The organism is Exiguobacterium profundum (assembly GCF_001909285.1).
GTDB classification, from domain to species: Bacteria; Bacillota; Bacilli; order Exiguobacteriales; family Exiguobacteriaceae; genus Exiguobacterium; species Exiguobacterium profundum.
Genome location: NZ_MRSV01000001.1, coordinates 1,511,588 through 1,537,640, shown reverse-complemented (window position 1 = coordinate 1,537,640; position 26,053 = coordinate 1,511,588). Strand labels below are relative to the sequence as shown.

Here is a 26,053-nt window from a genome sequence, read left to right as displayed (position 1 = left end):
CAACTTCGCGTTCGCGAGCGCGAGGCTGTCCGCCTCGACGAGGAACGGGAACAGGGACTTGTAGGAGGCGGGTGTCGCCGGTTTCCGTCTCGTTCCGCTCCCCGCTTTCGCCTCCTCGCGGATGGCGATGCGATCCTCGAGCAGTTTGTTGTAGATGAACCGGGCGCAGCCGATCGTCTTGATGAGGAACTCGGCCTGTGCCGGCGTCAGGTGGAGCCTGTATGTATAGTCTTTCAGCATGTCCGTCCCTCCTCCCTCCAGAAGATCGTGATGTATCCTCCTCGTCCGATACCCGCTGAGGGAGAGGGAGAATCTGACGGAATCACGAACTTTTGTTCGTCATATCTGTCACAAGTGAAAAGAGTTTTGGATCGGGCGATTCATCACCCGCCTACGCTGGGCTTCGCCCCGAGACGCTTAGAGGAGGGAGAATTCTCGCCTGATTTTGTTAAAATTAACGTAAATCGTATGTTCGTTCAAAACCTTGTCGATTACACTAGTATTATGAAGGGGATGGTTTTATGGAAAAGAAACTGGCAGTTATTGATATCGGATCCAACTCGATTCGAAACGTCATCTTCGAAGTGAACGAGGAAGGACAATACTTTGAACGGTTAAATGTGAAAGAAGTCGCGCGATTGTCCAGCCATATTAGTGATGCGAATGAGATGACTGAAGAAGGAATCGCTTCGCTCATCGATACGTTGCGTCACTTTAAAGAGTTGAACGACCATCATCACGTTACCGATGTGCTCCCAGTGGCGACGGCAGCCATTCGAAACGCAAATAACTCAGATGAGATTTTGCAGAATGTCAAACAATCTACAGGGATGACCATCCGCCTGTTGAGCGATTACGAAGAAGCCTTTTACGGATATTCGGCCATCGTCAACTCCACCTATGTGGAAGATGGATATTCCGTCGATATTGGTGGGGGATCAATGGAAGTCACATACTTTCAGAACCGAGAGCTCGTCTTTTATCACAGTTTTCCGTTCGGTGCCGTGACGTTAACGAAAGAATTTATGAAAGATGAGACGATGACGAAAGACGAGCGGAAAGCGTTGACCGCATACTTAAAGAAGGCATTCAAAGAAATTGAATGGCTCGAACCTCATGGTGTCCCACTTGTCGGTGTCGGTGGGACGGCTCGTAACTTAGTCCGGGTCGAACAGACCATATCGAACTTCCCGCTTGAAGGAATCCATCAGTATACGATTTCTGCTGAACAATTGGAGGACGTCATAGATGAACTCGTCGGAATGTCGAGCAAACAACTCGGACGTTTGGATGGGCTGTCAAAAGACCGGGTCGACATCATCGCGCCTGCCGTGACAGCAATCGGCGAACTCGCTAAATATTTGAAAGTACCTGAGTTCACGATGAGTAACAATGGACTCCGTGAAGGTCTCTTCTATGAAAACTATTTACATGAGCATGATAAAGTTCGTTTTGCCGATGTGAAAGAAGAAAGTTTTCGTCATTTTGAAAAACAATATGACGTGAACCCGACTCGTCATCAACATCTCATCCGATTGGCTAGACAGTTGTATACCGGATTAATTGAAGTGAAGGCGATTAAACCGAAACCATTTGAGCCTGGTCTTCTTGAAGGTGCCTGTCGCCTTGCTTATGTCGGTGAATATATCGATCACAACAATAAAAGTGACCACACGTTCCATCTGATTACCACAAACGATTTCAAAGGACTAAACAACGAGGATCGACTCGCTCTTGCCCTCGTCACATCCTTCAAATCAAAACGAGTATTGGAACAACATATCGAGGCTTTCCCGAAATGGTTTGATCAAAAGTTATTGAAGAGTTTGGAGTTGCTCGGGTCGATTGTGAAACTCGTCGATGCCCTCGACTTGACGGAGCGTCAGATCGTGACGGACATCCATGTTGCTAGTACAAAGGACGGTCTCACACTTACGCTAGATACGAATGGTTCTGCACGTTTTGAGTTGCAGCGAAGCACTCGCCATAAAAAGCATTTAGAACGCGCAATTGATCAATCGATTGAGATTGTCTTGAGCGAGGAGGAGTAACCATGTCCGAATATACGAATGAACATTTTAACAACCGTGAACTCAGCTGGCTCGACTTTAACGAGCGTGTCCTCGAGGAGGCGATGGATGAACGAAATCCATTGATGGAACGATTGAAATTTTTGGCGATTTTCAGTTCTAACCTTGATGAATTTTATATGGTACGAGTCGGTGGATTGAAAGATGAGGTCCTCGCCGGGTTCAATCGTCCGGAAGACAAGACGGGCCTCACTCCAAAACAGCAGATCAAGTCCATTTCGATGCGAGCGCAAGAACTCGTCGAGACACAATATAAAACATATAAAAAAATCACGAAACAGCTATCGAATCAGCACGTTCGCTTCTTACGGACGAAACATTTGAACAAGACCCAACAAGACTTCGTGAAAGAGTACTTTCGAACGCACGTATTCCCCGTCCTGACACCGATTGCAGTCGATGCCTATCGTCCGTTCCCAATGCTCTTATCCAAGTCACTGAACATTGCTGTCGAGATTGCCTCGAATAACGAAGGAAAAAAACGACTCGCCCTCGTTCAAGTGCCATCCGTTCTTCCGCGGTATCTGGAACTACCTACTGATGATGAAGAACATACCGATTTGATTTTACTTGAGGATTTGATCATTCAATTCATCGACTCACTCTTCAAAGGATTTGTCGTCGAGTCCACGATGCCATTCCGAATTACGCGGAACGCGGACATGCCGTTTCACGAAGAGGGCAGTCGTGACGTCTTGAAACAAATCGAAAAAGAATTGAAGAAGAGAAGATATGGGGTTGCCATCCGACTCGAGGTACAGCAACGATCGTTACGAAAAGAACTGTTGTTCATGCTACAAGACGTCCTTGACTTACATGACCGGGATATCTTTATTGTCGACGGTCCGATCGACTTGACCTTCCTGTTTGGGATCTACAATCAGATCGGGATGGAATATGATGACATGATCAATGAAACGTTGATCCCATTTATCCCAGAAGGTCTTGAATCGGGCAAAGATTTATTCCAAAGTATCGCTAAACAGGATTATCTGCTCCATCACCCGTATCATTCATTCGATCCAATCGTCCGTTTTATCGTTCAAGCCGCCAAAGACCCGAACGTCTTGGCAATCAAGCAGACACTCTATCGCGTCTCCGGGGACTCTCCCATCATCAAAGCCTTGACTGATGCAGCCGAGAGCGGAAAACAAGTCACTGTCCTCGTCGAACTAAAAGCACGTAAAGATGAAGAAAAAAACATTCAATGGGCGAAGCAACTTGAGAAAGCCGGAGCTCACGTCATCTACGGCTATAAAGAACTGAAGACACACTCAAAAATCACCCTCGTCGTTCGCATTCTAGAAGGTGGTGTGTTGCAACGGTTCATTCATCTTGGTACCGGTAACTATAACGATTCGACCGCCAAGCTATACACAGACATTGGGCTCCTCACGACAAATGAAGAACTCGCTGAAGATGCAACGAACTTTTTCAACTGGTTATCCGGTTATGGGGAACGACCATCTTGGCATCAGTTCGAGACGTCGCCTGACGACATGAAAGACTTCTTCTTGAATAAAATCGATGATGAGATCAAACTGCATGAAAAGTACGGCAACGGTCGCATCGTCGCTAAGATGAACTCGATCACGGACCGGGCCATCATCACAAAATTGTATGATGCTTCGTCCGCGGGAGTGAAAATCGATTTGATTGTCCGAGGCATTTGTTGCTTACGACCGGGAATTAAAGGGGTCTCTGAAAACATCAAGGTCATCTCGATCATCGACCGATATCTCGAACATTCCCGAATCTTTTATTTTTACCAAAATGGAAAAGAAGACTTGTACTGTTCCTCTGCGGACTGGATGACACAAAATAAGAAAAAACGGATTGAGATACTCTTCCCTATCTTGAACGCATCACATAAAACATACATCAAAGATATGATGGCCCTTCAACTCGTCGATAATGTGAAAGCAAGAAGACAACGTTCTGACGGTCGCTATGTATACGTGAAACGAGAGACCAACGAGGAAGAGATTCAATCTCAAATTATCATCCATCAATATACGGGTGGTCGATGGAACAACATACCTAGCGTATTCGAACGAGAACCGTCAAATTGGGCGGAACGCGAAGTGCTCCGCCTTCGGGCCGAGAACGAGAAAATGACAGATGACTGATGTTAGACTTCTCAAATAAGAAAACTCGTTGTATAATAAATTCGATTCAGTTATTATGAAGCGCTTTCATTTAGAGACGGAGGAATTATTTATGCAGGAGATTTTATTATCATTACTCGCCGGCTTGATTTGTGGTGCCATCTTCACCGCACTCAAACTGCCACTGCCTGCCCCACCGGTATTGCCAGGAGTTGTTGGGATTTTCGGGGTATTCCTCGGAATGAAGGTTTATCAATTTGCTGTAGCGAACTGGCCATTCTAATAAAAAATGCCCTCGAAAAAGGGCATCTTTTATTATTTAGTCTAATGTATGAATGGCTTTATGACAGGTCGGACAAACCCAGATGCCACGTTCCTCTGTCAAGTGATACTCAATCAAGTGATACGCCTCTTGCCCAAAGCGTTCAGCTAGGTCTTCATGACAGTTCGCACAAGTCGTCACGTTCGACTTTGGTGCTAGAAGTTTTTCTCGAAACAAGTGCGCCTCATATGACGCTTTCGTCCATTTAGACGATGGTACATAATAGCCGTCATTCCATTTTGTTCGAATCGACTCGTACGGTTCATCCCCCTCATACATTCCCACTTGCAAGAGCGGATGATGAAAATGAAGTTGTAACAGGTCGACTAAGGAATACAGCGCTATCCCTTCCTGTTTCTCTCCGAGCCAATACGGATCGTCTGGTCGCTCAATCGTCTCTTCAAGTAACACCTCTGCTTCCGCCACGATGCCATGCCCCATCACTTCGATAAATGCTGTCGGTGTCGTCACGGACCCCTTTACATAAACCGGACTTTGTTCAAGAAAATAAGTCGGGAATGCGTTCCAGACATCATATCGCTTTGGATCGACTTGTAGGACGTTCATCGCTTATTGATGAGCGAGCGTGAATCGTTCACGCCACTCGGCATCAAATTGATTGGCACGGAACATTTCAATCTCTTGTTTATATGGAGCGACTTTTGTTTTTTCGCTAATCGGGATATATGGCGTTTCTAGAATTTTCGGTAGATGCGCAAATGCCTCGTGATGAATGACACGATTCAATGTATCAAACCCGATCTCTCCGTAGCCAATGTTTTCATGACGGTCTTTTTTTGCACCGCGCACATTCTTCGAATCATTTACATGAATCACTCCGAGACGGTCGAGTCCGACGATGCGATCGAATTGTTCAATGACGCCGTCTAAGTCACCGACTAAGTCATATCCTGCATCATGGACGTGACACGTATCAAAGCAAACTGAGAGTCGATCATTGTGCGTCACGCCATCAATGATGGTCGCAAGCTCTTCAAACGTCTTACCAAGTTCGCTTCCCTTCCCTGCCATCGTCTCAAGCGCAATCTTCACTTTTTCATCACCCGTCAACACTTCATTCAATCCTTCGATGATTCGAGCGAGACCGACTTCTTCTCCCGCTCCGACATGAGCGCCTGGGTGAAGAACGACGTGACGAGCCACTTGGAGTGCTTCTGCCCGTTTTAATTCCTGAGTCAAGAATGAAACAGCCAATTCAAACGTCTCTGGTTTCGTCGTATTCCCGAGATTGATGATATATGGTGCGTGAACAACAATCTCTTCGATGTCATGTGCGGCCATATGTTTGAGTGCTGCCTCAATATTTAAATCTTCAATGGGTTTACGGCGTGTGTTTTGGGGCGCACCTGTATACACCATCATCGTATTCGCCCCGTAAGAGACAGCCTCTTCACTCCCTGCTAACAACATCTTTTTACCTGATACCGAAACGTGTGAACCTATTTTTAACATCCTCATCTTCCCTTCATCATCTTCTCTCTCTAGTGTACACAAAAAGAAGAACCGACTCCAAGAAGTCGATTCTCCCAAACATTATCGTTTATTTTTTTTACGTGCTGCACGGCGATCCGAGCGTTGCTGTTGCATATGCTCACGTGATGCCGTCTCTTTCAACTTATACTTGAATTTCTTCTTATAGCCAGGCTTGACTTTCTTCTTCGCCTTCTTGATTTCACCGGCCATCCGACTATGAGCCGTGTGTGAGACCTTCATCTTACGGTCTGTTTGACGACGACGACGTGTCTTGATCGGTTGAATCGAACCGTTGCGCAAGTCCACATGAGTGAATTCGAACCCACGTTCTTCAAGTCTGTTGATCGGTCCATTCTCATGGTCCTCATATAGTGTATACGCCTCACCTGACGCGCCCGCACGTCCCGTACGACCGACACGGTGTGTATAGAAATCAAGATCTTTCGGAATCCCATGGTTGATGACGTGAGAGACTCCTGAAATATCGATACCGCGAGCCGCTAAATCCGTAGCAATCACATACTGATATTTCGCATCATTGATGTCCTTGATGGCTTGTTTGCGGCGACGTGCCTGCATGTCACCATGCAACGTACCGACGTTTAGACCTGCTTCGCGGAACGACGTCTCCAACTCATCTGCCTCTTGTTTCGTATTGGTGAACACGAGACAAACGAATGGATTGATTGCTTTCGCAATTTCGACAGTCAATTCTTTACGGTCACGGTGACGTACTGGAATCACGTGGTGCTTGATTTTTGGTGCGACGCGATGTTCTGGGCTCGCCTCTGCAAAGCGTGGGTCATGAAGGTATTTCTTCAAGAACGGTTCAAGGTTCTCAGGAATCGTCGCTGAGAAGACCATCGTTTGCAGTTTTTCAGGAAGCGCCTGTGCGATGCGGTCGACCTCGGGCAAGAATCCCATATCGAGCATTTGATCGGCTTCATCGACGACAAAGTGTGTCACTTTGTGCGGGAATAACGCCTGTGCTTTCATGAGATCAAGGATTCGTCCCGGTGTCCCGATGATTAACTGTGGCGGATTTTTCATCTTATCGATCTGACGTTCGCGGTCTGTCCCTCCGACAATCAAACTCGATTTGATGTAATCTGGGTTTTTAATAAGAATCGATTTCAATTCTTCATGAATCTGCCAAGCGAGTTCGCGTGTCGGTGCGACGACGATTGCTTGAACTGAAGCATCTTCTGGATTGATCGCTTCAACGATCGGTAACAAGAACGCAAGTGTTTTACCCGTTCCTGTCTGTGATTTTCCAATAATATCTCGACCATTCAAGGCAGCCGGAATAATCCGGGCTTGTATATCGGTCGGTTTCGTAATGCGCTTTTCTGTTAACGCATCAACCATAAACGGTAGCAATTTGAACTGTTGGAAGCTGTTCAATCGATACACCTCCTGTTTCTTTCCACTTTTCCTAGCATAGCGGAATCAAATGATTTGTCAATCAATCTTTTGCCACACCTTCATATAAATAACTCGATGAATAATAGTGTTTGGCAATTTTCTTTCCATTTAAATGTTGTTCGAGTGCTTTGAAGCCGACTTCCATCATCTCGTTCGGTGACTGCACGACAGTGGCATTGACCTTCCCATTTTGAATGAGCGGATAGATATCTGAAATCCCGTCGACCGACACGATCGTCTTGTCCGTCAAACCATGACTTTCTAAAGCCCGGACGACACCAAACGTATTATCATCATTATGTGAAAAGATTGCATCAAACGGAATCTCTTCTTCTAACCAACGTGACATCTCGATTTCAGCTTGGAATGTGTCATAGTTCCCGGTGATGGATGCAATGATCTGAAAATCGTCGCCATGTTGCTTTTCGTACTCTCGGATACCAAGACTTCGGTCCATCGTGGAGCGAACTTTCGGCGTCCCCCTCACTTCGACCACGCGAATCGGACGTTCGAGCTCACTATACTTGGCAGCAATTTGTTCGGCCGCCATCCGACCGATGTCGACATTGTCGGATACGACAGATGTGAGCACACTCGGATGATCAATCATACGGTCAATCGCAATAATCGGAATGTTTTTTTGTTTTGCGCGTTCTAATGAGGGTTGAATGAACGTGTCATCGAGAGTCGTCAAAAAGATGGCCTCGACACCCCGGTCAATCAATGAATCTAGTTTTTCTTTTTCAAGGACACGCGAGTCTTCACTCGTGGTCGGAATCGGGATGAACCCTTTTTTTTTTTCTGTATGCACGAACGAGTCCAGTAGTTTATTCGCATGCTCATGTTTATCACTGACAAACACGAATCCGACTTCTTTTTCATTCGTTTTTTGTTTTGGGAGTTGAATCGAGGTGATGAGGAGAATCGTCATGGCCCACACGACCGGTAACCAAAGCCAATAATGTTTTAGTCCTTTCATGACGGTTGTCTCCTTGGGATTTTGATTAAAATCGCGGTCCCCTTTTTCATCACACTATCAATCTCCATCGCACCGTTAACGCTCTTCAAGTACTCTTGAATCATATAGATCCCTAGACCATTCCCACTTTCCTTCGTCGTATTGAAGGCGGAACCAACTGTCTTGAGTTGTTCCTCACTCATGCCAATCCCGTTATCCTCAATCAAGAAGCGATATTCCTGCTCCGTAAAGAGGACCGTCACGACGACACTACCTTCAGCCCCTTTTGATTCGACGGCATCGACCGCATTTTTGAAGAGGTTGTAGATGATTTGAACGAGCATATCAAAGGATGCATAAAATGGAGGCATGTCGTTCGGTACAAGTAATTCCCATTTCGTAGGTCGTTTATAACATTCGGCATCCATTAAAAATTCAAGTCGTTTCGCAAAGTCTAACATGTTGATCCAATCTTCGTTTTTACCAGCCTGATCTGGTTTGGCGAGCGTCAACATCGTTGAAATCAAATCATTCGCCCGCTCCAGTTCTTTGATGGCGACATCCACCATATCTGAGCTACCTTGACCCTCGCGCACCATTTGTAACGTGATGTGGACGGGAGTTAGAGGATTTCGAATTTCATGGGCAATTCCCGCGGCCAATTGACCGAGTGAAGCTAATTTTTCTTGATGCAAAATCAACTGTTGCTGACTCAACTGTTCACGTCGTGACGTTTCCATCCGTTGTGCATAATCGTTATACGTGTCGAGTAGCGTCTCCACTTCTTTCGAACCGGTTCTTTCCAACGAGATCGTTCCGAGCGATTGTTGTTGTTTAATTTGATTGACCAGCTCGACAAGCGGATTCGTTAACGTCCGGGAAAGCAACAATCCAACGAGAATGCTCAGGAAGAATGTAACGAGCGCAATCATCAAATACTGCCAACGCGTGTCGTAGACCGTTTCATAGACGGAGTCATTTTGATGTTTTGCGAGCATGCTCCATCCACTGACTCGTGCATCCGGTTCAAACATTACCGTATCTTCATCCGTACTCAATATTGTCCGTTCGCTTCGATCTAATGCTTCGTCGATGACTTCACGCGATATCCGACGCTCTGCATCTGTGACCAAGTTGAACGAAGTCGTCAACACTTCGCCTTGCTCATCTAACAAGTATAGAATCATGTCATCATTCGCAGATTCCAACGAACGACGATACAAGTCAGAGTTCAAGACACTAATGCTTCCCCCAAAAATACCGATTGGTCGGTTCTCTTCGATGACCGGAACGTATAGGAAAGTTCCCATATCCCCACTGATCATCACAGGGTCACTCATATATAGTTCTTTTCCACTTGCAGTCAATACTTCCGTAAACTTCGGATCGCGTTTCAAGACAGAAGAGGCGACTTGTCGCTCCGAGTACCATTTAAATGAGTCTTGATTGACATCATAATAAAAGATGGACGTAAAACTCGTGCGTTGATTCAAATATCCTGTTCGGATCCGTTCTTCAATCCATGGCTCATTTCCAACGTAAGCGCCTAAGTAAACTAAATCCTCATACAATTTCCCAAGTCGGGACTCCACATTCTCAATACTGTCATCGATGGCGTAATCAAATTGCTCTTTCGCCAATTCTTCTGCTCGAGACACCGTGACGCGGTCAGCAGAGAAGGCAAGTGATGAAATGACAAGTGCTAAAATAATGATGATGATGAACGTAATTTGGAAAAAGTACGATTTTCTTAGTTCACGCAATGGTTTCATGCGATTCACGGCGTCCCTCCTCTCTAACCTAAAAATTATAGCATGAATACACGCAAATCTTTTCGTATTTTCGAAACAATGTTAGACTAATACGTATGAAAGCACTTCGAAAGGAGCCTTCGTCTTCATAAGAAAGTTAAAAAAATTAGCCCACGCGGATATTGTTATGGTGTCGTCGATGCCATGAAGCTCGCAAATGAGGCGGTCGCAAATCCAGATTTGCCACGCCCGATTCATATACTTGGAATGATTGTCCATAACCGTCACGTCACGCAGGCGTTTGAGGATCTCGGTGTCAAAACCGTTGATGGAGAAGACCGCATGCAAGCGCTCGAAACCATCGATCGAGGAACGGTCGTCTTCACGGCGCACGGCATTTCACCACTCGTCCGGAAACGTGCCATCGAGAAAGGATTGACGATTGTAGATGCCTCTTGTCCTGACGTCTTGGTCACACACGATTTGATTCGTGAGAAAACGGCAGAAGGATATGATGTCATCTATATCGGAAAACACGGGCATCCGGAACCGGAGGGTGCAATTGGTGTTGCACCAGACCATGTTCATTTGATTCAATATGAACATGAAATCGATCAGTTGCCGAGTCGCATGTTCGAACGAAAAATTTTGGTGACGAACCAGACGACGATGAGTCAATGGGACGTTTCCGCATTAATTGAAACGATTCAAGCCCGTTATCCTCACGTGGAAGTGCATAATGAAATCTGTAACGCGACGCAAGTTCGACAAGAAGCCGTCGCTGAACAAGCGGGAGACTGCGAATTGTTGATTGTCGTCGGAGATCCTAAATCTAACAACTCCAATCGTTTAGCACAAGTTTCAAAAGAGATTGCCGGAACGAATGCATATCGAATCGGTGACTTGAGTGAACTTGACTTGAATTGGCTCGAGGGAGTCGAGACCGTCGCTGTGACGTCGGGCGCCTCTACTCCTACACCGATCACAAAAAAAGTCATCGACTTTTTGTCGCAGTATGACCCAGACGATTTAAGCACGCACGATAAAACGCCATTTCTTGAACTTCGGAGCATCTTACCGAAAGTGAAAGCTTTGCGTAAGTGAAGGAATCCCCCATTCTCTCAGAGGATGGGGGATTTTTAGGATTTACTTGAATTGAAACGGGTTCGTGTTGGCAACAGATTGAATCAAGTCGACATTAATTTTCGCTTTTTCAAACTTTTTGCTGAGCACATCGATTACACCTTGTTTCATGATACTCTCGACATGATGCCCTGGGTCTACGACTGCAAGCCCAAGGGCCATCGCATCATGAGCCACGTGGAAATATAAATCACCCGTCACATATGCATCTGCACCTTTGAAATGCGCAGTAGACACATATTTATTCCCGTCTCCACCTAATACGGCAACTTTTTCAATCGAACGCCTCGGGTCTCCGACGACTCGCACGCCCTCAACCCCAAAGCTTGTTTTCACGTGTTCGGCAAACTTTTCAAGTGTCATGGCCTGTTCAAGTCGACCGATTCGCCCTAGCCCAAATACATGACCGTCGATTTCATCGCGCATGAGGTCATACGCGACTTCCTCATAAGGATGGGCGTCTTTCATTGCTTTTAGTACACGCTTTTTCTGACTCTCCCGAACGACCGTTTCGATTTTCACTTCGTCCACTTGTTCCGTTTCATGCGGGCGACCGATGAAGGGATCTGTCCCTTCGAGCGGAGTGAATTGCCCCGTTCCGGAAACACGGAACTGACAGTCCGCATAGTCACCAATATGTCCTGCACCCGCTTTTCCTAGAGCCAGGGATACGTCATGCGCATGCGTGGATGGAACGAATACACTTAGTTTATAGACCGGCTCCTCATAGGTCGGGACGAGTACTTTCGTATCGCGGAGACCGATTGCCTCACTCATCCAATCGTTCACACCACCGCTGCATACGTCTAAATTCGTATGAGCGACATAGACCGCGATATCGTGCTGAATACATTTCATCGTAATCTTCCCAGCCGTGGAACGGTCATTGACTTGAGCTAACGGACTAAAGATGGGTGGATGATGCGCGATAATCAAATCGATTTGTTTCTCAATCGCTTCATCCACAACCGATTCAAGTACATCAAGCGTGACCATGACCCGTTTGACTTCTTTGTTGAGCGAGCCAATCTGCAAGCCGATTTTATCCCCTTCGACCGCTAAATGTTTCGGTGCAAATTCCTCAAACAATTGAATCACTTGATTGCCGTTCGCCATTACTGACTCACCTCTCTCATCTTGTCACGCATCCGTTTGAACTCCACTTGTTTTTGAATCAAGGCTTCCGATTGAATGCCAGCTGCCATCTGTCCAAGCACATAATCGAGCTTATCAGCTTCACGACTCCATTTGAGTTTAAATGGTTCTGGTCGCTCTTGAACGAGATATGGACCGAATAACAACTGCCACATGCGCTCGTCCCACTCGTCACTATAAATGGACTCAGTTCCTTTTTCTCCGACAAGGATTTCGTAAACCTTATCATTTTCTTCCACAATTGCCTCTTCGACAAGGACATATCCATGTTCAAGCAGCCAGCTTCGTACGTGTTGCCCATCAACGTTCGGTTGAAGGACGAGCCGTTCGACCGCACCGAGCTTATCTTGACCCGCTTCGAGAATGGAGCGAATCAAACTGCCGCCCATCCCGCAAATCGAGATACAAGTCGCTTCATTGGGCTGTAAGACAGCAAGACCATCGCCGAGGCGTACATTAATGGCATCACTGGCCCCAATCAAATCGACTTGTGCTCTCGCGGCTTCCATCGGTCCAACGTTCACTTCACCCGCGATTCCTTTTGAAATGATTCCTTGCTGAAAGGCATAGCATGGGACATACGCATGATCCGAACCGATATCGGCGAGCACACTTCCTTTTGGGATATAATCGACAACCTGCTTCAATCGTCGGTCTAACATGACACGTTCTTGCATACAGACAACTCCTTTGTTCTACTTCTTCCCTAGCGTATCGAATTCTCTACAGTTCGACAACAAAAAACGCACCCCATCACGGAGTGCGTCACCTCTTATTGTTCAATCAACCAGTTCGCAAGCACTTCTGCTTCTTCAGCTGATGCAAGACCTGCTGGCATCGCACCTTGACCGTTGACGATGATGTTTGCGATTTCTTCTGGTGAGAGACGATCGCCGACACCTGTAAGTGCTGGACCGACGCCACCTTCAAGGTTTCCGCCGTGGCAACCTGTGCAACCCTTCGCAGCATACAACTCTTCTGGGTTCATTTCAGTGACTGCTGGACCTTCAGCCGCTTGTTGCGCCTGATTCACCCCAAAATACGATAATGATACCATGGCAATAATTGCGACGATTGCGATTGCCGCAAACGGTAACAATGGATTACGCATTGTAGTTCCCCCTCATGTTCATTCCAAATTTCTATCCAACAAAATTTTACTCAAAAAATAATAAAGAAGGAAGGAAAATCACTCATTTTCCTTCCTTTCTTCTAAAACTTCACACTTTATTCAAATATGAAATTAATCGAGGAAGTCTTTCAAGCGTTTGGAACGGCTCGGGTGACGCAATTTACGAAGGGCTTTCGCCTCGATTTGACGAATCCGCTCACGTGTGACACCGAATACTTTACCAACTTCTTCGAGTGTGCGTGTGCGGCCATCGTCTAGTCCGAAACGCAGGCGAAGGACGTTCTCTTCACGGTCTGTCAACGTATCCAACACGTCTTCTAATTGCTCTTTCAACAATTCATAGGCTGCCGCATCTTGAGGAGCCATCGCATCTTGGTCTTCGATGAAGTCACCGAGATGTGAATCGTCTTCTTCCCCAATCGGTGTCTCTAAAGAAACAGGTTCTTGGGCAATCTTTAGAATTTCACGGACTTTCTCAGGTGTGAGTTCCATCTCTTTGGCAATCTCTTCCGGAGAAGGTTCGCGACCGAGGTCTTGAAGCAATTGACGTTGGACACGAATCAATTTGTTGATTGTTTCCACCATGTGTACAGGAATACGAATCGTACGGGCTTGGTCAGCAATCGCACGTGTGATGGCTTGGCGAATCCACCACGTCGCATACGTCGAGAATTTGAACCCTTTCATGTAGTCGAATTTTTCGACCGCTTTAATGAGTCCCATGTTCCCTTCTTGAATCAAATCAAGGAAGAGCATCCCACGACCGACATAACGCTTCGCAATCGACACTACGAGACGTAGGTTTGCTTCTGCGAGACGTTTTTTTTTTTTTTTTTCCCCTTGCTCGATTCGTTTAGCGAGCTCCGTCTCATCTTTCGCACTGAGAAGGTCGACACGTCCGATTTCTTTCAAATACATCCGAACCGGGTCGTTGATTTTGATTCCAGGAGGTACTGATAAGTCGTTCAAATCGACTTCTTCATCCTCTTTTTTTGCAGGTGTTTCTTCTGCGTCAGCAGCATCTTCTGTGACACGGATGTCTTTAGCCTCTAAATCTTCGATGAAGTTATCGATGAAATCCGAATCCACCTCGAAGTGACTAAGGCGATCTTGGATTGCTTGCATTGAGACGACGCCTTTTTTCTTACCTAACTTTTCAAGTTCCTCTATGGCGTTAAATAAATCCTCTTTCTTCTTCTCTGCCATCTAGCAGTTCAACTCCTTCCAAACTTCATCCACGATCATCGTTCTCGAAGACGACGACTACGGGCAATCAATTCTTGTAGCTTGGACGCCTGGTCTACAATACTTTCGGCGTCTTGAGCGATTTCCCTTTTTGCACGCTCGATTTGACGTTGCTCCTCATAACTGTTTATCACCCGAATGTATTCGTCTAAAACCTCTTCAGACAGTTCATCCGGTCCAGCCATCAGACGGATCTCTGCAAAACGCATCGCATAATCAGGGCGTTGATCGCAATAACGCTCCATGAACGAAAGCGTGATTTGATCAAACTCATCCTGTGTCATCGTATCGGATACGATTTCATACAATGCTGACCCTAACATACGATGGGTTTCATCTTGATAACGAAGCCCTAAACGGTCGCGTACGAAACGGACCTGCTCCGGTCCCGTCAACATCGCACGCAACAAGTACTTCTCGGCTTTCATCCAACGAGGCTCACCTGTTTTACTCGAACGCTTCCGTACCGGCTCTACAGGTTCCATCGCACGGGTGGGAGTTGATTCACTTGACGTCGGACGAGGAATTCTCGAACGGAGCGTCTCTAGCGGAATCTCAAACTCATCCGACAGTTTCTTCACATATAAATCTCTTCGAATCGAATCATTTGTCTTCCCGATCTCTTCAAGCATAGATTCAATAAAGCGAATCCGTTCTCCTTCTCGGTTCAAGTTTTTTTCTCGCCGGTACATGCGATTCATAAAATCGAGAACACTCAACTGCTCAGTTTCAATAAACTGCTGCCAGTGAGTTGCCCCATGCTGACGGATATAATCATCTGGGTCCGTCTTTTCCGGTAGTGGCAAAACTTGTACATCGAGTGGAGACGCTTCTAATAGGCGAATGACTTTTTGTGTCGCTTCTTGTCCCGCGTGGTCTCCGTCATAACAGATAATGACTTCATCCACGATTCGAGATAGCGCCCTCGCATGTTGAGGAGAGAACGCGGTTCCGAGCGATGCCACAACTTCTTGTGTGCCCGCTTGCGCGACTTGTAAAACGTCAACGTTCCCTTCAACGAGGAAGACACGCTTTTTCTTACGCATCGTCGCCCGGGCTTGAGAGAAGCCGAACAATAACTCGCTCTTATTGAAGAGTGGCGTCTCAGCCGTATTCACATATTTTGGTTGTCGGTCATCAATCGCTCGTCCACTGAAGCCAACGATGGTGCCGTCTCGATCCGCAATCGGAAAGACGACCCGTCCTTCAAATCGGTCAAAATATTCACCGGACTTCGACTTTGAAATCAAACCTGCCTCAACCATTACTTCTAAATCAAACCCGCGCCGCTCCAACAGCTCGACAGTAAAGCGTCGTTGGTCTGGGGCAAAACCGATCTTGTATTGCGCAATCGTCTCTTCAGCCAAATCACGATCCCGTAAATACGTTAAGCCCACTTCTCCAGCTTCTGTTTTCATCAACACTTCATGATACAAGTCAGCGACAAGGCGATGCGCATCACGCATCTGTTTGCGCCATACCTGTTCTCGCGTCAGTTCCTCGTCCCCTTGGATCCCGTCTACCGAAATATTCGCCCGTGTTGCCAAGCGTTCGACCGTCTCAGGAAACGACAATCCCTCGGTTTCCATCACGAACGTAAATACATTTCCGCCGGCGCCACAACCGAAACAGTGATACATCCCTTTTTCAAGTGAAACGGAAAAAGAAGGTGAGTTTTCGGAATGAAACGGACATAATCCGACAAGGCGATGTCCTTGTTTCTTTAATTCGACACGTTCGCCAATCAATTCTACGATATCGGTCGCTTGTTTCACTTCTGCGATGACTTCATCTGGTATTCGTGGCATGTTGACCACTCCCTGTTTCCAATCTCGCAACGAAACGGAACGCTCATCACGTTCCGTTTCACTGTACTGTCAATACTCTATTATACCCTCTTGAAGCAATGATTACTAATTGAAACACTTACTCATTCAATCATCTTTAGACTGTTCAAGATGACGCAAGATGATCCCTGCCGTTTCTTCAACTGCTTTGTTCGTCACATCGATGACATCGCAACCGATTCGTTCATAAATACCACGCGCATACTCGAGTTCACGATTGATTCGCTCTAGCTGCGCATAATCTGCTTCCGGCTTCAAACCTAGCGATTTGAGACGTTCCATCCGGATTGAAATCAGCTTTTCCGGGGAGATGATCAACCCGACACATCGTTCAGCAGGCAAATCAAACAATTCCTCAGGCGGTCTCGATTCTGGAACGAGTGGCACGTTCGCGACTTTATATCGTTTCAGTGCCAAATATTGAGATAGCGGCGTCTTTGACGTTCGAGAAACACCGACCAACACGATATCAGCTTTTTTCAGGCCACGTGGGTCCCGACCATCGTCATACTTGACGGCAAACTCCATCGCCTCGATTTTTCGTAAGTAATCATCATCCAATCGATAGATGAGTCCCGGCTTTTCACGTGGCGCTTCTTTCAATTGGCTAGATAATACATCGAGCAAATCTCCGAGCAAATCAACCGTTTTCACTTGATGAGCTTCACCAAGCCGCATGAGAAGGGCGCGATGTTCCTCATTAACGAGCGTGAACGCAATGATGGCCTGTTGTGCTTTTGCTTGCGTGACGACATCGATAATCGTCTGCTCATCTTCGACGAACGGGATGCGAAGGGTTTCGATCGCATTCTCGTGGAATTGGATACTCGCTGCGCGGACGACGAGTTCGCACGTCTCTCCGACCGAGTCACTTACAACGAACACGAGTTGTTTCGTAGTCAATTCGATTTCCTCCTCAGATCGACTCATCGTTCGCTAACGCAATGAGCACCTTCGTCATATTGGTCTTCGTCATACGGCCGAGTACAATCAATTTCCCATCTTTTTCTTCTACGACGGGCATGGCATCGATTTGTTTCTCAATCAATTTCATCCCAGCTCGAATCAACGTTTCTGTTTTCTCACATACTGTAATGTTCGGCATGCGGGTCATGATGACGTTGACGGGTAACTGGTCTAAGTCTTGATTTCCGATGGCCGCACGAAGGAGGTCTTTACGAGATAAAACTCCGACTAACTCCCGGTCACGTCCGACAACGAACAATGAGCCGACATCTTCTAAGAACAACGTGACAATCGCATCATATACCGTCATCTCATCCCGTACGACTTTCGCAGAAGACATGAAGTCCCCTACGGTCAGCGAATCTAACTTTTCTCGTAGCATCGACGAATTCCGTTTGCCAACGAACGTGTAGCCGACACGAGGTCTAGCTTCAAGTATGCCTGTCATCGTCAAAATAGCGAGGTCAGGCCGCAGGGTCGCACGTGTCAATGAGAGCTCTTGTGCGATTTGTTCCCCTGTGATCGGCCCGTTCTCCTTCACGATCTCAACGATTTTTTTTTGTCGTTTATTCAGTTGCATAGCCAACCCCCTCTAGTTTGTTTAGAGTACGAGCGCGTTGAAATCTGCGACACGCTTAATCGTCGTTGCAAGTCGGTTCATTTCATGGAGACGGTTTTGGCGGACCGCCTCATCATCACTCATAACCATTGTATGTTCGAAGTACATCATAATCGGTGATTCGAGTTGTTGTAGAAGGTCGAGCGCTTTCTTGTAATCTCCCATCTCGACAGCTTCGGCTGTTGCAGGAGCGGTCTGTTCAATCGCATCATGCAATGCAATCTCATGATCGTTCTCAAACAAGGAAGGATCGACATCTCCCGCTTCACCTTTTTTTTTTTTGTTCACGACGCGCGACAATTGCTCAATCAACGCCTTCGCATCCGTCGATACAAACTCTTGAATCGCGTCTGCGCGAGCATCGAGTCGCACAACCGTCAATGAGGTCGTCAATACGGCGTCAATCACATCATAACGAACCTGCTGTTCTTGCAGGCGATATTTCAAGCGCAATTTGAAGAACTCATCTAGTTGTGCCTTAACTTGTTCTTTATCGGCTTCATAGAGTCCTGCTTCCAGTTGTAATTCGACAACTTTTGAAAGCAACGTGTCGATTGAGAGATCAATCTTCCAATCTCCAAGAATCTGAACGACACCTTGGGCCTGGCGACGAAGCGCGAACGGGTCTTGTGAACCGCTCGGAATCATCCCGATGCCAAAGAATGCTGCAATCGAGTCTAATTTGTCGGCAAGGGCAAGAACGGCACCCGTTGCCGTCTCTGGAGAAGCGTCCCCAGCAAAGCGTGGCATGTAATGCTCACGGATTGCCGCTGCCACTTCCTTGTCTTCACCTTGTTGGAGTGCATATTTCTCACCCATGATTCCTTGAAGTTCTGTGAACTCGTATACCATCTGGCTCACGAGATCAAATTTATGAATGGCACCGGCACGGCTTACTTTTTCAAGGTCTGCCTCGAACAACGGTGCAAGTTCCTGAGCGATTTTCGTCACACGACGCGCTTTCGCACCAGTCGTTCCCAATTTTTCATGGAAGACGATGCGATCGAGACGTCCGAGCTGATCATCGATTTTCGTCTTTTTGTCTTCCTCATAGAAGAACACGGCATCCGCAAGACGGGCCCGGATGACTTTCTCGTTACCGCGCGCCACATTTTCAAGATGCTCGGCATTCCCGTTTCGTACCGTCACAAAATAGTTTTTCAATGTTCCGTCGAGATAGACCGGGAAATAACGTTGATGCTCTTTCATCGTTGTGATCAACACTTCCTCAGGCAAGTCAAGGTACGCTTCATCAAATTCCCCAAAGAGAGCGGTCGGCCATTCGACTAAGTTTGTCACTTCCTCAAGCAAGTCGGCGTCGAGTGGAATCGTCCATCCTTGTTTCGTTGCAAGCTCTTGAATTTGACGTTCGATTTCAGCTTTACGCATCTCGTAGTTCGCCATGACAAAAGCAGACTCTAATGTCTGGACATATTCGGTAGGTGATGAGATGACCACGTCCCCTTTACTGAGGAAACGATGCCCACGCGTCACGTTATTCGTTTTCACGCCTTCGATTGTGAAGTCGATGATGTCTTGACCAAAGAGTGCGATCAACCAACGAATCGGACGCATATACCGTAGGCTGCTCGTTCCCCATTTCATGTTTTTCGGGAACGTCAAGCTACGGACCACATCTTCAAGACCGTTCAATAGCGAGAGCGTCTCTTGTCCCTTTTCATGACGTTCCGCGAAGACATACTCGACTCCTTTTTTTTCTGCGAAATAGAGATCTTCTACTGTCAATCCGCGGCCACGTGCAAAACCTTGTGCCGCCTTCGACCAGTTACCTTCCGCATCTTGTGCAATCTTTTTGGCAGGTCCACGAAGAGTTTCTGCCAAATCCTGTTGCGTTTCAGCCACATCACGAACGATGACAGCCAAACGACGTGGTGTCGAGTACACTTCGATTGAGCCAAAATCAACACGCGCCTCTTTTAAGAACGCATCAACACGTTCCGCCAACTGTTTCTCTGAACGCAAGACATATTGAGCCGGCAGTTCCTCTAATCCAATCTCTAACAGAAGGTCACGCATTCAAGTCACCTGCTTTCTCTTGTTTCAAAAGTGGGAATCCAAGGCGTTCCCGTTCTTCAATAAATTTAGCGGCACACGCACGTGACATGTTCCGGACACGCTGGATGAAGCCGGTACGTTCCGTCACAGAAATGGCGCCTTTTGCGTCCAACAAGTTGAACGTGTGCGAACATTTTAGAATGTAATCGTATGCAGGGAAGACAAGGTTATCTTCAAGCGCACGCTTCGCTTCTTTCTCATACGTATCAAATAACGTGAATAACATGTCGACGTCAGACAATTCGAACGTATATTTCGAATGTTCAAATTCTGGTTGATAGAAAATGTCGCCGTATTTGAATCCGTCTGTCCAGACAAGATCGAATACACTTTCTACTTCTTGAATGTATGACGCGAGGCGTTCAAGTCCGTATGTGATTTCCACGGCAATCGGGTCACACTCGATTCCACCGACTTGTTGGAAGTATGTGAACTGCGTGATTTCCATTCCGTTCAACCAAACTTCCCAACCGAGACCTGCTGCTCCGAACGTCGGGTTTTCCCAGTTATCTTCGACGAAACGGATGTCATGCTCAAGCGGATTGATGCCAATCAATTCAAGACTCTCCAAGTACAACTCTTGAATGTTGTTTGGTGACGGCTTCATGATCACCTGAAACTGATGGTGCTGGTAAAGACGGTTCGGGTTTTCTCCGTAACGACCGTCAGCTGGACGGCGTGACGGTTCGGTATAACAGACGTTCCACGGTTCTGGCCCAAGGCTTCTGAGGAATGTCATCGGGTTCATCGTCCCGGCCCCTTTCTCCACATCGTACGCCTGCATCGTCAAACAACCTTTTGACGCCCAAAAGTTTTGTAGCGTGAGAATGATTTCTTGCACTGTCATGTGCTTCATTAATGACACCTCCAATAGTATTGAAACGACAAAAAACGCCCCTATGTGCCTAGCACATAGGGACGGGATTGATTCCCGCGGTTCCACCCTACTTGCCCCAATAATGGGACCACTCTTAAAAGATGTGGGCGCTCTGGAATCGCCATTCGCTCTTCTCATGATACCCGGCTCACACCGCCCCGGACTCGCTTCATTCATGACAGGAAGAGTTACTTTTTTCCTTCATCGCGCACGCTATTTCATTTGTCTAATCGTACATCATCGTATCGAATTCACTATAAAAAGTCAATCCTCATTCAGATGAAGTCGAATCATTTGATCGAGCACCCGTTTCGTCTTCAATCGTAGTCCACTATACGATTCCATATAAGCATCAAAGAGCAGGCGCAAAAGGACTCTGGACTCATCCGATAGCGGAACGTTCCGAAACTCTGACAATTCGTGCTTACTCATCAAATAAAGTAGTTTCGCCAATCGTTCGGACAGCCGGATCACACCTTCTTCTGGATGTCGCGCACATAAAAAGCCACCGGACGCGACAGAGAAGTACATGGGATCCGTCACATCTCCACAGCGCACACATCCCGTCAAGACTGGGGCGACGCCTAATAGATGCAAAATACGTAATTCAACATAGTGCGTGATGACATCTGCGTCCATGCCCGCATTCAGTGCCTGCAAGGCATCCCGTAATATTCGAAACAATGGACGATTTTGGACACGATCCTCGACAGATCGATCAACAAGTTCTAACCAATACATCGCATATGCCATCCGTTCGACATCTTTTCGGATTTCAGGATAAGACGTCATGACGTCAGATGATTTTAACTGAGCGAGTCCTCGGCTAGACGGAAAGATATAGACACCTTCCACAAACGGCTGACTCGATGCGTGAAACCGGCTACCCGGTTTCTTTGCGCCCCGTGCCATGATCGCGACTTTGCCAAGTTCCTCTGTAAACAATGTCACGACTTTATTCGATTCCCCATAATTAACGGTACGAACGACGATTCCCGTGACTTTTTGTAACATGGCTCAATACTCGTCGTCGCGGAAACCGAGGTCACGAAGCTGACCCATCTTGTTACGCCAGTCTTTCTGCACTTTTACCCATAGGTTCAAATAAACTTTAGTCCCGAGAAGCGCTTCGATATCATGGCGCGCGTCTGTTCCGATTTCACGAAGCATAGCCCCTTTTTTTTCGATGATGATTCCTTTTTGCGAATCACGCTCCACCATGATCACGGCTTCGACATCAATCATCTCAGAGTTCTCACGTTTCTTGATCGATTCGATGGCTACAGCAATCGAATGAGGGACTTCATCACGTGTCTTATGCAACACTTTCTCACGAATCATCTCTGAGATAATGAAACGCTCCGGGTGGTCCGTCACTTGATCGGCCGGATAATACATCGGTCCTTCAGGCAACAATTTCTTGATCTCACCTAAGAGCGGTTCGACGTTGTTGCCTTGTAGCGCCGAAATCGGGACGTACGCCGCGAAATCCAATTCGTTCGTATATTGTTCAATCACTTTCGGAAGTTCATCCGGATGGATTAAATCGATCTTGTTCATGACGAGAATAATCGGTGTGTCGAGCCCTTTGAGTTTCTCAATAATAAAGTCGTCGCCAGCTCCACGCGGTTCCGTCACGTTCACCATGAAGAGAATCGCATCAACTTCGCGTAATGCGTTCGTCGCCACTTTCATCATGAAGTCGCCAAGACGGTGTTTCGGTTTATGAATCCCTGGTGTATCGATGAAGATGATTTGGGAATCATCGGTTGTGTACACACCTTGCACCTTATTTCGTGTCGTTTGTGGTTTATCCGACATGATGGCAATCTTTTGTCCGATCACACGGTTTAAGAATGTCGATTTCCCGACGTTCGGTCGTCCGATAATCGAGACGAATCCGGATTTAAAATCTTCTTGATACATAATGCACCTGCTTTCTCTATTTCAGAACTATTAGTATAGCATGTTCCATAGCCGTGGACCGAATATTATGAGCGCCGTTACGGCAGCACCAAGTGAAGCGACTAAAACAGCTCCTGCGGCAACATCTTTCGCTTGCTTCGCGAGTGGATGGACGTCTTCTGTCACGAGATTAACCGTTCGTTCGATTGCCGTATTCATCATTTCCATGCTAATAACGGCAATCACCCACCCGAACAAGATGACGATCTCGAGTCTTGTCGGCTGTAACCAGATTGAAAAGACGAATACGAGAAAAGCCGACAGGAGATGGAGTCGCATGTTCCGTTCCGAACGAACGGCATGGAGGATTCCCTCACATGCCACACGGAACGGTCTCACACGTTGCCTCGCTTCAACTCAAAATGAGTGAGCACTTCTTCTTGCCTTGCCGTCATCTCCGCTTCTTCCTCAGGTGTCATATGATCATACCCAAGTAGATGGAGGAATCCATGAATTGCTAAAAAGCCGAGCTCCCGCTCAAACGAATGACCATAGTCAGCTGCCTGTTCTCGGCATCGTTCTACCGAGATGACGAGGTCACCGAGAAGATGTGGCTCATCTTCATCGAGCATGAAATCCATCTCGTCATCCCCCATCTCATCAAATGCGAAACTGATGACATCGGTCGGGGCATCTTTGCCTCGCCATTCTCGGTTCACTTCATGGATTTCCGCATTTGTTAAATACGTGACCGACAATTCGCTCGGCTCTTCCACCTCTTCTAGTTGGGCGGCATGTTGTAAAATCGACTCGACGAGCTCGATTTGAGATGTAGTTAACAATTCATGTTCATCGTTCGAGATGATTTGCATGTAATTCTCCCTCTTTCTTTAATTCTGGGTATTCGATTCGTTCGTGGAACAAGCCGGTCAGCGTCTCACACGCACTCTCTCCGACGCGCCAAATTTCTTTCGTCGTCAATTCACATTCTTCGAACTGCCCATCCGCCAACTTGTCGCGAATGATTGTTCGAACGAGCATTCGGATTTTTTCTGGCGTCGGTTGTTTCTGCGAGCGGACAGCCGCTTCGATTGAATCGACGATCATGACAACGGCAGCCTCGCGCGATTGTGGCTTTGGACCTGGATAGCGGAAACGAGACTCTAACACCTCTTTATCAGGATCTTCCTTCGCTTTAACGTAGAAATATTTCAATAAAGACGTTCCGTGATGCTGCTCTGCTATATCGATGATTTCTTTCGGTAACTTATAACGTCGCAACAGATCCGCTCCGTCATAAGGATGAGCCATAATAATGTCTGCCGATTCTTCAGGCGTCAAGCGATCATGAGGATTCCCGCCACCTTGTTGATTTTCAATGAAATGAAGGGGACGCTCCGTCTTCCCAAGATCGTGATAATAGCTTGCGACACGTGCGAGAAGACCATCTGCGCCAATCGCCTCACATGCGGACTCTGCCAAGTTCGCCACCATCATACTATGATGATACGTACCAGGTGCCTCCATTAAAAGTTTCCGCAGCAGCGGATGCGTCGGACTCATCAATTCCACAAGTCGACCAGAAGACAAGACGCCAAACCACGGTTCCAAAAATGGCAGGAAGCCAAACGTCAAGACAATGGAGAGCAAGGCGCTAATGACGGCAAATCCAGAAAGATACATCGCCATTTCCCAGGAAACTTGCACGTTCCGAAGTAAGAGTAACGCGATGACCATGATGATGTTGACGAAACCGAGCAACACCCCTGATAAGAATAGTCGCTTCCGCTGAATTTTCGGTTCAACTAAAAAGACAGCTAGAAAACTACCCGTCGCCACATACACGAGCGTCATGAAATTCGTGCTCTGTCCGAATGTGACAACGACACTCCCGGCAATCATCGTAATGAAGGCCGAGGCGAGCGCAACTCGTTCATCGATCAAGATGCGTAGAAGCAATACAACGAAAGCTGTCGGCGCTAAAATATAGGCATATGTCGTAAAATCGACACCGATGTATCCGACACCAAAAAAGATGCCGAGTTGTAAAAGTAGCAAGCCATAGACCGTCACTAAGATTTTCGGACTCAGTAACAGGTCTTTGATTTTCGAGCGGATGAGCATGAATAGAAACCCACCGGTCAACAATGCGCTGAGCAAGAATGACCCGAATAATGGTGCAAGGGAACGATTCGGATCGATGGCTCCAGATAGCTCTAATTTCCGATATATCTCTCGAGTCACCACCTCACCTTGACTGACGAGTAACTGTCCTTCTTGAATGATGACAGGATCGACAGCATCGACGGCCTCTTGTTCTTTTTGACGGGTCGCCTCAGAGTCAAATACATAGTTCGGTACGATGAGTTCATCGCTTAACGTTTTCGAAATGGCGCGGAACTCAAACGAGAGCGGCGATTGATCGATAATCGCTGCTGCTCGGTCTCGAGCCGCAGCGACCGCTTCATTACTCGTTTCAATCCGGTCGTCCATCACTTGTTGTAACGCAGTGACTGTGACATCTTCTACCGTTTGTCGGGTATCTTCACTCGCTTCAAGCAACGAATTCAACTCTTCATCAGCTAATACACCGTTCGCCTCTGTAGAATTTAGACGGTTTTTAATATCTGCCAGTTCAGTCTCCTCATCCGTTTGGTCGAATGCTGCGAACAACTGCTCGACTTTAGCGATTTGTTGGTCTGCAAATTCTTTTCTCAAGGAGAATTGACTGCCGACACCATTTGTCACTTCTTGTTTCAATCGTTCGGTCGCAACACGGTCCTCAACCGTGATTGGAGACCGAATATCCTGTTCGGCAATCCCAAGCGGTTCCACACTGATGATGGATGGGCGCACGGTAAAGTATAGAATGGCGCCTAATAAGAGAAAGAAAATCAACGAGATGGTCGCGACTGTCCAGTTTTTAGCTTGCTGCATTCG

The 26,053-nt window shown here is 46.9% G+C and carries 24 protein-coding genes; 4 read left to right on the top strand and 20 right to left on the bottom strand.

What is annotated here, in order from left to right:
• Nucleotides 1-240 (bottom strand): helix-turn-helix domain-containing protein (locus BBB58_RS15395; protein WP_244150710.1); only part of this gene is annotated, 240 nt, incomplete at its 3' end.
• A 281-nt stretch (nucleotides 241-521) separates the two neighbouring features.
• Here BBB58_RS15395 and BBB58_RS07920 point away from each other — a divergent pair.
• The 3 genes from BBB58_RS07920 (at nucleotide 522) to BBB58_RS07910 (ending at nucleotide 4,481) form a co-directional block, all read left to right on the top strand.
• Nucleotides 522-2,051 carry a Ppx/GppA family phosphatase gene (locus tag BBB58_RS07920; RefSeq protein ID WP_074036632.1) on the top strand — a complete coding sequence of 510 codons (1,530 nt, stop codon included), beginning with the start codon at nucleotides 522-524 and terminating at the stop codon, nucleotides 2,049-2,051.
• A gap of 2 nt (nucleotides 2,052-2,053) precedes the next feature.
• Nucleotides 2,054-4,219 carry an RNA degradosome polyphosphate kinase gene (locus tag BBB58_RS07915; RefSeq protein WP_074036630.1) on the top strand — a complete coding sequence of 722 codons (2,166 nt, stop codon included), beginning with the start codon at nucleotides 2,054-2,056 and terminating at the stop codon, nucleotides 4,217-4,219.
• A 91-nt stretch (nucleotides 4,220-4,310) separates the two neighbouring features.
• Nucleotides 4,311-4,481 (top strand): DUF1427 family protein, encoded by a 171-nt coding sequence (locus BBB58_RS07910; protein ID WP_012726630.1) that lies wholly within the window; start codon nucleotides 4,311-4,313, stop codon nucleotides 4,479-4,481.
• A 36-nt stretch (nucleotides 4,482-4,517) separates the two neighbouring features.
• Here the strand turns inward: BBB58_RS07910 and BBB58_RS07905 are convergent, their stop codons facing one another.
• From BBB58_RS07905 to BBB58_RS07885, 5 genes are all read right to left on the bottom strand, one after another.
• Entirely contained in the window at nucleotides 4,518-5,087 is a 570-nt protein-coding gene (locus tag BBB58_RS07905; protein ID WP_074036626.1) for a hypothetical protein, read from the bottom strand.
• 3 nt (nucleotides 5,088-5,090) lie between these two features.
• Nucleotides 5,091-5,993 carry a deoxyribonuclease IV gene (locus BBB58_RS07900; protein ID WP_074036625.1) on the bottom strand — a complete coding sequence of 301 codons (903 nt, stop codon included), beginning with the start codon at nucleotides 5,991-5,993 and terminating at the stop codon, nucleotides 5,091-5,093.
• A gap of 81 nt (nucleotides 5,994-6,074) precedes the next feature.
• The gene (locus tag BBB58_RS07895) at nucleotides 6,075-7,418 is read right to left on the bottom strand and encodes a DEAD/DEAH box helicase (protein WP_012726633.1); all 1,344 of its coding nucleotides are present in this window, start codon (nucleotides 7,416-7,418) and stop codon (nucleotides 6,075-6,077) included.
• A gap of 61 nt (nucleotides 7,419-7,479) precedes the next feature.
• On the bottom strand, nucleotides 7,480-8,418 hold the full coding sequence (locus BBB58_RS07890; RefSeq protein ID WP_074036624.1) for a sugar ABC transporter substrate-binding protein: 939 nt from the start codon (nucleotides 8,416-8,418) through the stop codon (nucleotides 7,480-7,482).
• On the bottom strand, nucleotides 8,415-10,169 hold the full coding sequence (locus BBB58_RS07885) for a sensor histidine kinase (protein WP_236548986.1): 1,755 nt from the start codon (nucleotides 10,167-10,169) through the stop codon (nucleotides 8,415-8,417). Before BBB58_RS07885 ends, BBB58_RS07890 begins: the two co-directional genes overlap by 4 nt.
• A 144-nt stretch (nucleotides 10,170-10,313) precedes the next feature.
• Between BBB58_RS07885 and BBB58_RS07880 the strand changes: the two genes are divergently transcribed.
• On the top strand, nucleotides 10,314-11,252 hold the full coding sequence (locus BBB58_RS07880) for a 4-hydroxy-3-methylbut-2-enyl diphosphate reductase (RefSeq protein WP_074036622.1): 939 nt from the start codon (nucleotides 10,314-10,316) through the stop codon (nucleotides 11,250-11,252).
• Nucleotides 11,253-11,294: 42 nt separating this feature from the next.
• On the opposite strand, the gene BBB58_RS07875 is transcribed toward BBB58_RS07880, so the two are convergent.
• The 14 genes from BBB58_RS07875 to BBB58_RS07810 form a co-directional block, all read right to left on the bottom strand.
• A complete protein-coding gene (locus BBB58_RS07875) occupies nucleotides 11,295-12,407 on the bottom strand; it encodes a Nif3-like dinuclear metal center hexameric protein (protein WP_074036620.1) in 1,113 nt (370 codons plus the stop codon).
• A complete protein-coding gene (locus BBB58_RS07870) occupies nucleotides 12,407-13,123 on the bottom strand; it encodes a tRNA (adenine(22)-N(1))-methyltransferase (protein WP_074036619.1) in 717 nt (238 codons plus the stop codon). Before BBB58_RS07870 ends, BBB58_RS07875 begins: the two co-directional genes overlap by 1 nt.
• A gap of 95 nt (nucleotides 13,124-13,218) precedes the next feature.
• Nucleotides 13,219-13,557 (bottom strand): cytochrome c550, encoded by a 339-nt coding sequence (gene cccA, locus BBB58_RS07865; protein WP_012726639.1) that lies wholly within the window; start codon nucleotides 13,555-13,557, stop codon nucleotides 13,219-13,221.
• A 132-nt stretch (nucleotides 13,558-13,689) separates the two neighbouring features.
• Nucleotides 13,690-14,784 (bottom strand): RNA polymerase sigma factor RpoD, encoded by a 1,095-nt coding sequence (gene rpoD, locus BBB58_RS07860; protein WP_074036618.1) that lies wholly within the window; start codon nucleotides 14,782-14,784, stop codon nucleotides 13,690-13,692.
• Nucleotides 14,785-14,819: 35 nt separating this feature from the next.
• On the bottom strand, nucleotides 14,820-16,631 hold the full coding sequence (gene dnaG, locus BBB58_RS07855; protein WP_074036617.1) for a DNA primase: 1,812 nt from the start codon (nucleotides 16,629-16,631) through the stop codon (nucleotides 14,820-14,822).
• Between the two features lie 126 nt (nucleotides 16,632-16,757).
• Nucleotides 16,758-17,600 carry a pyruvate, water dikinase regulatory protein gene (locus BBB58_RS07850; RefSeq protein WP_074036616.1) on the bottom strand — a complete coding sequence of 281 codons (843 nt, stop codon included), beginning with the start codon at nucleotides 17,598-17,600 and terminating at the stop codon, nucleotides 16,758-16,760.
• Nucleotides 17,587-18,216 (bottom strand): transcriptional regulator CcpN, encoded by a 630-nt coding sequence (ccpN, locus tag BBB58_RS07845; protein ID WP_074036614.1) that lies wholly within the window; start codon nucleotides 18,214-18,216, stop codon nucleotides 17,587-17,589. The genes BBB58_RS07850 and ccpN overlap by 14 nt, the downstream gene beginning before the upstream one ends.
• A 21-nt stretch (nucleotides 18,217-18,237) precedes the next feature.
• Nucleotides 18,238-20,292, bottom strand: coding sequence for a glycine--tRNA ligase subunit beta (gene glyS, locus BBB58_RS07840; RefSeq protein ID WP_074036612.1), 2,055 nt, complete (start codon nucleotides 20,290-20,292; stop codon nucleotides 18,238-18,240).
• Entirely contained in the window at nucleotides 20,285-21,178 is an 894-nt protein-coding gene (glyQ, locus tag BBB58_RS07835) for a glycine--tRNA ligase subunit alpha (RefSeq protein ID WP_208606727.1), read from the bottom strand. Before glyQ ends, glyS begins: the two co-directional genes overlap by 8 nt.
• Nucleotides 21,179-21,472: 294 nt before the next feature.
• A complete protein-coding gene (gene recO / locus BBB58_RS07830; protein ID WP_074036609.1) occupies nucleotides 21,473-22,222 on the bottom strand; it encodes a DNA repair protein RecO in 750 nt (249 codons plus the stop codon).
• Nucleotides 22,223-22,225: 3 nt separating this feature from the next.
• The gene (era, locus tag BBB58_RS07825; protein ID WP_074036608.1) at nucleotides 22,226-23,134 is read right to left on the bottom strand and encodes a GTPase Era; all 909 of its coding nucleotides are present in this window, start codon (nucleotides 23,132-23,134) and stop codon (nucleotides 22,226-22,228) included.
• A gap of 30 nt (nucleotides 23,135-23,164) precedes the next feature.
• Entirely contained in the window at nucleotides 23,165-23,512 is a 348-nt protein-coding gene (locus BBB58_RS07820) for a diacylglycerol kinase family protein (RefSeq protein ID WP_074036607.1), read from the bottom strand.
• Entirely contained in the window at nucleotides 23,509-23,985 is a 477-nt protein-coding gene (gene ybeY / locus BBB58_RS07815; RefSeq protein WP_074036606.1) for an rRNA maturation RNase YbeY, read from the bottom strand. Before ybeY ends, BBB58_RS07820 begins: the two co-directional genes overlap by 4 nt.
• Complete coding sequence (locus BBB58_RS07810; RefSeq protein WP_012726650.1) at nucleotides 23,963-26,050, bottom strand: HD family phosphohydrolase; 2,088 nt, start codon at nucleotides 26,048-26,050, stop codon at nucleotides 23,963-23,965. Before BBB58_RS07810 ends, ybeY begins: the two co-directional genes overlap by 23 nt.
• Between the last annotated feature and the right edge of the window lie 3 nt (nucleotides 26,051-26,053).

Coding starts and splice junctions, on each gene's coding strand:
- BBB58_RS07890 (WP_074036624.1), bottom strand. CDS start 8,418: ATGAAAGGACTAAAACATTATTGGCTTTGGTTACCGGTCGTGTGGGCC.
- BBB58_RS07870 (WP_074036619.1), bottom strand. CDS start 13,123: ATGCAAGAACGTGTCATGTTAGACCGACGATTGAAGCAGGTTGTCGAT.
- BBB58_RS07810 (WP_012726650.1), bottom strand. CDS start 26,050: ATGCAGCAAGCTAAAAACTGGACAGTCGCGACCATCTCGTTGATTTTC.
- BBB58_RS07885 (WP_236548986.1), bottom strand. CDS start 10,169: ATGAAACCATTGCGTGAACTAAGAAAATCGTACTTTTTCCAAATTACG.
- BBB58_RS07910 (WP_012726630.1), top strand. CDS start 4,311: ATGCAGGAGATTTTATTATCATTACTCGCCGGCTTGATTTGTGGTGCC.
- ccpN (WP_074036614.1), bottom strand. CDS start 18,216: ATGCAACTGAATAAACGACAAAAAAAAATCGTTGAGATCGTGAAGGAG.
- era (WP_074036608.1), bottom strand. CDS start 23,134: ATGTATCAAGAAGATTTTAAATCCGGATTCGTCTCGATTATCGGACGA.
- cccA (WP_012726639.1), bottom strand. CDS start 13,557: ATGCGTAATCCATTGTTACCGTTTGCGGCAATCGCAATCGTCGCAATT.
- BBB58_RS07905 (WP_074036626.1), bottom strand. CDS start 5,087: ATGAACGTCCTACAAGTCGATCCAAAGCGATATGATGTCTGGAACGCA.
- dnaG (WP_074036617.1), bottom strand. CDS start 16,631: ATGCCACGAATACCAGATGAAGTCATCGCAGAAGTGAAACAAGCGACC.
- rpoD (WP_074036618.1), bottom strand. CDS start 14,784: ATGGCAGAGAAGAAGAAAGAGGATTTATTTAACGCCATAGAGGAACTT.
- BBB58_RS07875 (WP_074036620.1), bottom strand. CDS start 12,407: ATGGCGAACGGCAATCAAGTGATTCAATTGTTTGAGGAATTTGCACCG.
- glyS (WP_074036612.1), bottom strand. CDS start 20,292: ATGCGTGACCTTCTGTTAGAGATTGGATTAGAGGAACTGCCGGCTCAA.
- ybeY (WP_074036606.1), bottom strand. CDS start 23,985: ATGCAAATCATCTCGAACGATGAACATGAATTGTTAACTACATCTCAA.
- glyQ (WP_208606727.1), bottom strand. CDS start 21,178: ATGACAGTGCAAGAAATCATTCTCACGCTACAAAACTTTTGGGCGTCA.
- BBB58_RS07915 (WP_074036630.1), top strand. CDS start 2,054: ATGTCCGAATATACGAATGAACATTTTAACAACCGTGAACTCAGCTGG.
- BBB58_RS07920 (WP_074036632.1), top strand. CDS start 522: ATGGAAAAGAAACTGGCAGTTATTGATATCGGATCCAACTCGATTCGA.
- BBB58_RS07850 (WP_074036616.1), bottom strand. CDS start 17,600: ATGAGTCGATCTGAGGAGGAAATCGAATTGACTACGAAACAACTCGTG.
- recO (WP_074036609.1), bottom strand. CDS start 22,222: ATGTTACAAAAAGTCACGGGAATCGTCGTTCGTACCGTTAATTATGGG.
- BBB58_RS07900 (WP_074036625.1), bottom strand. CDS start 5,993: ATGTTAAAAATAGGTTCACACGTTTCGGTATCAGGTAAAAAGATGTTG.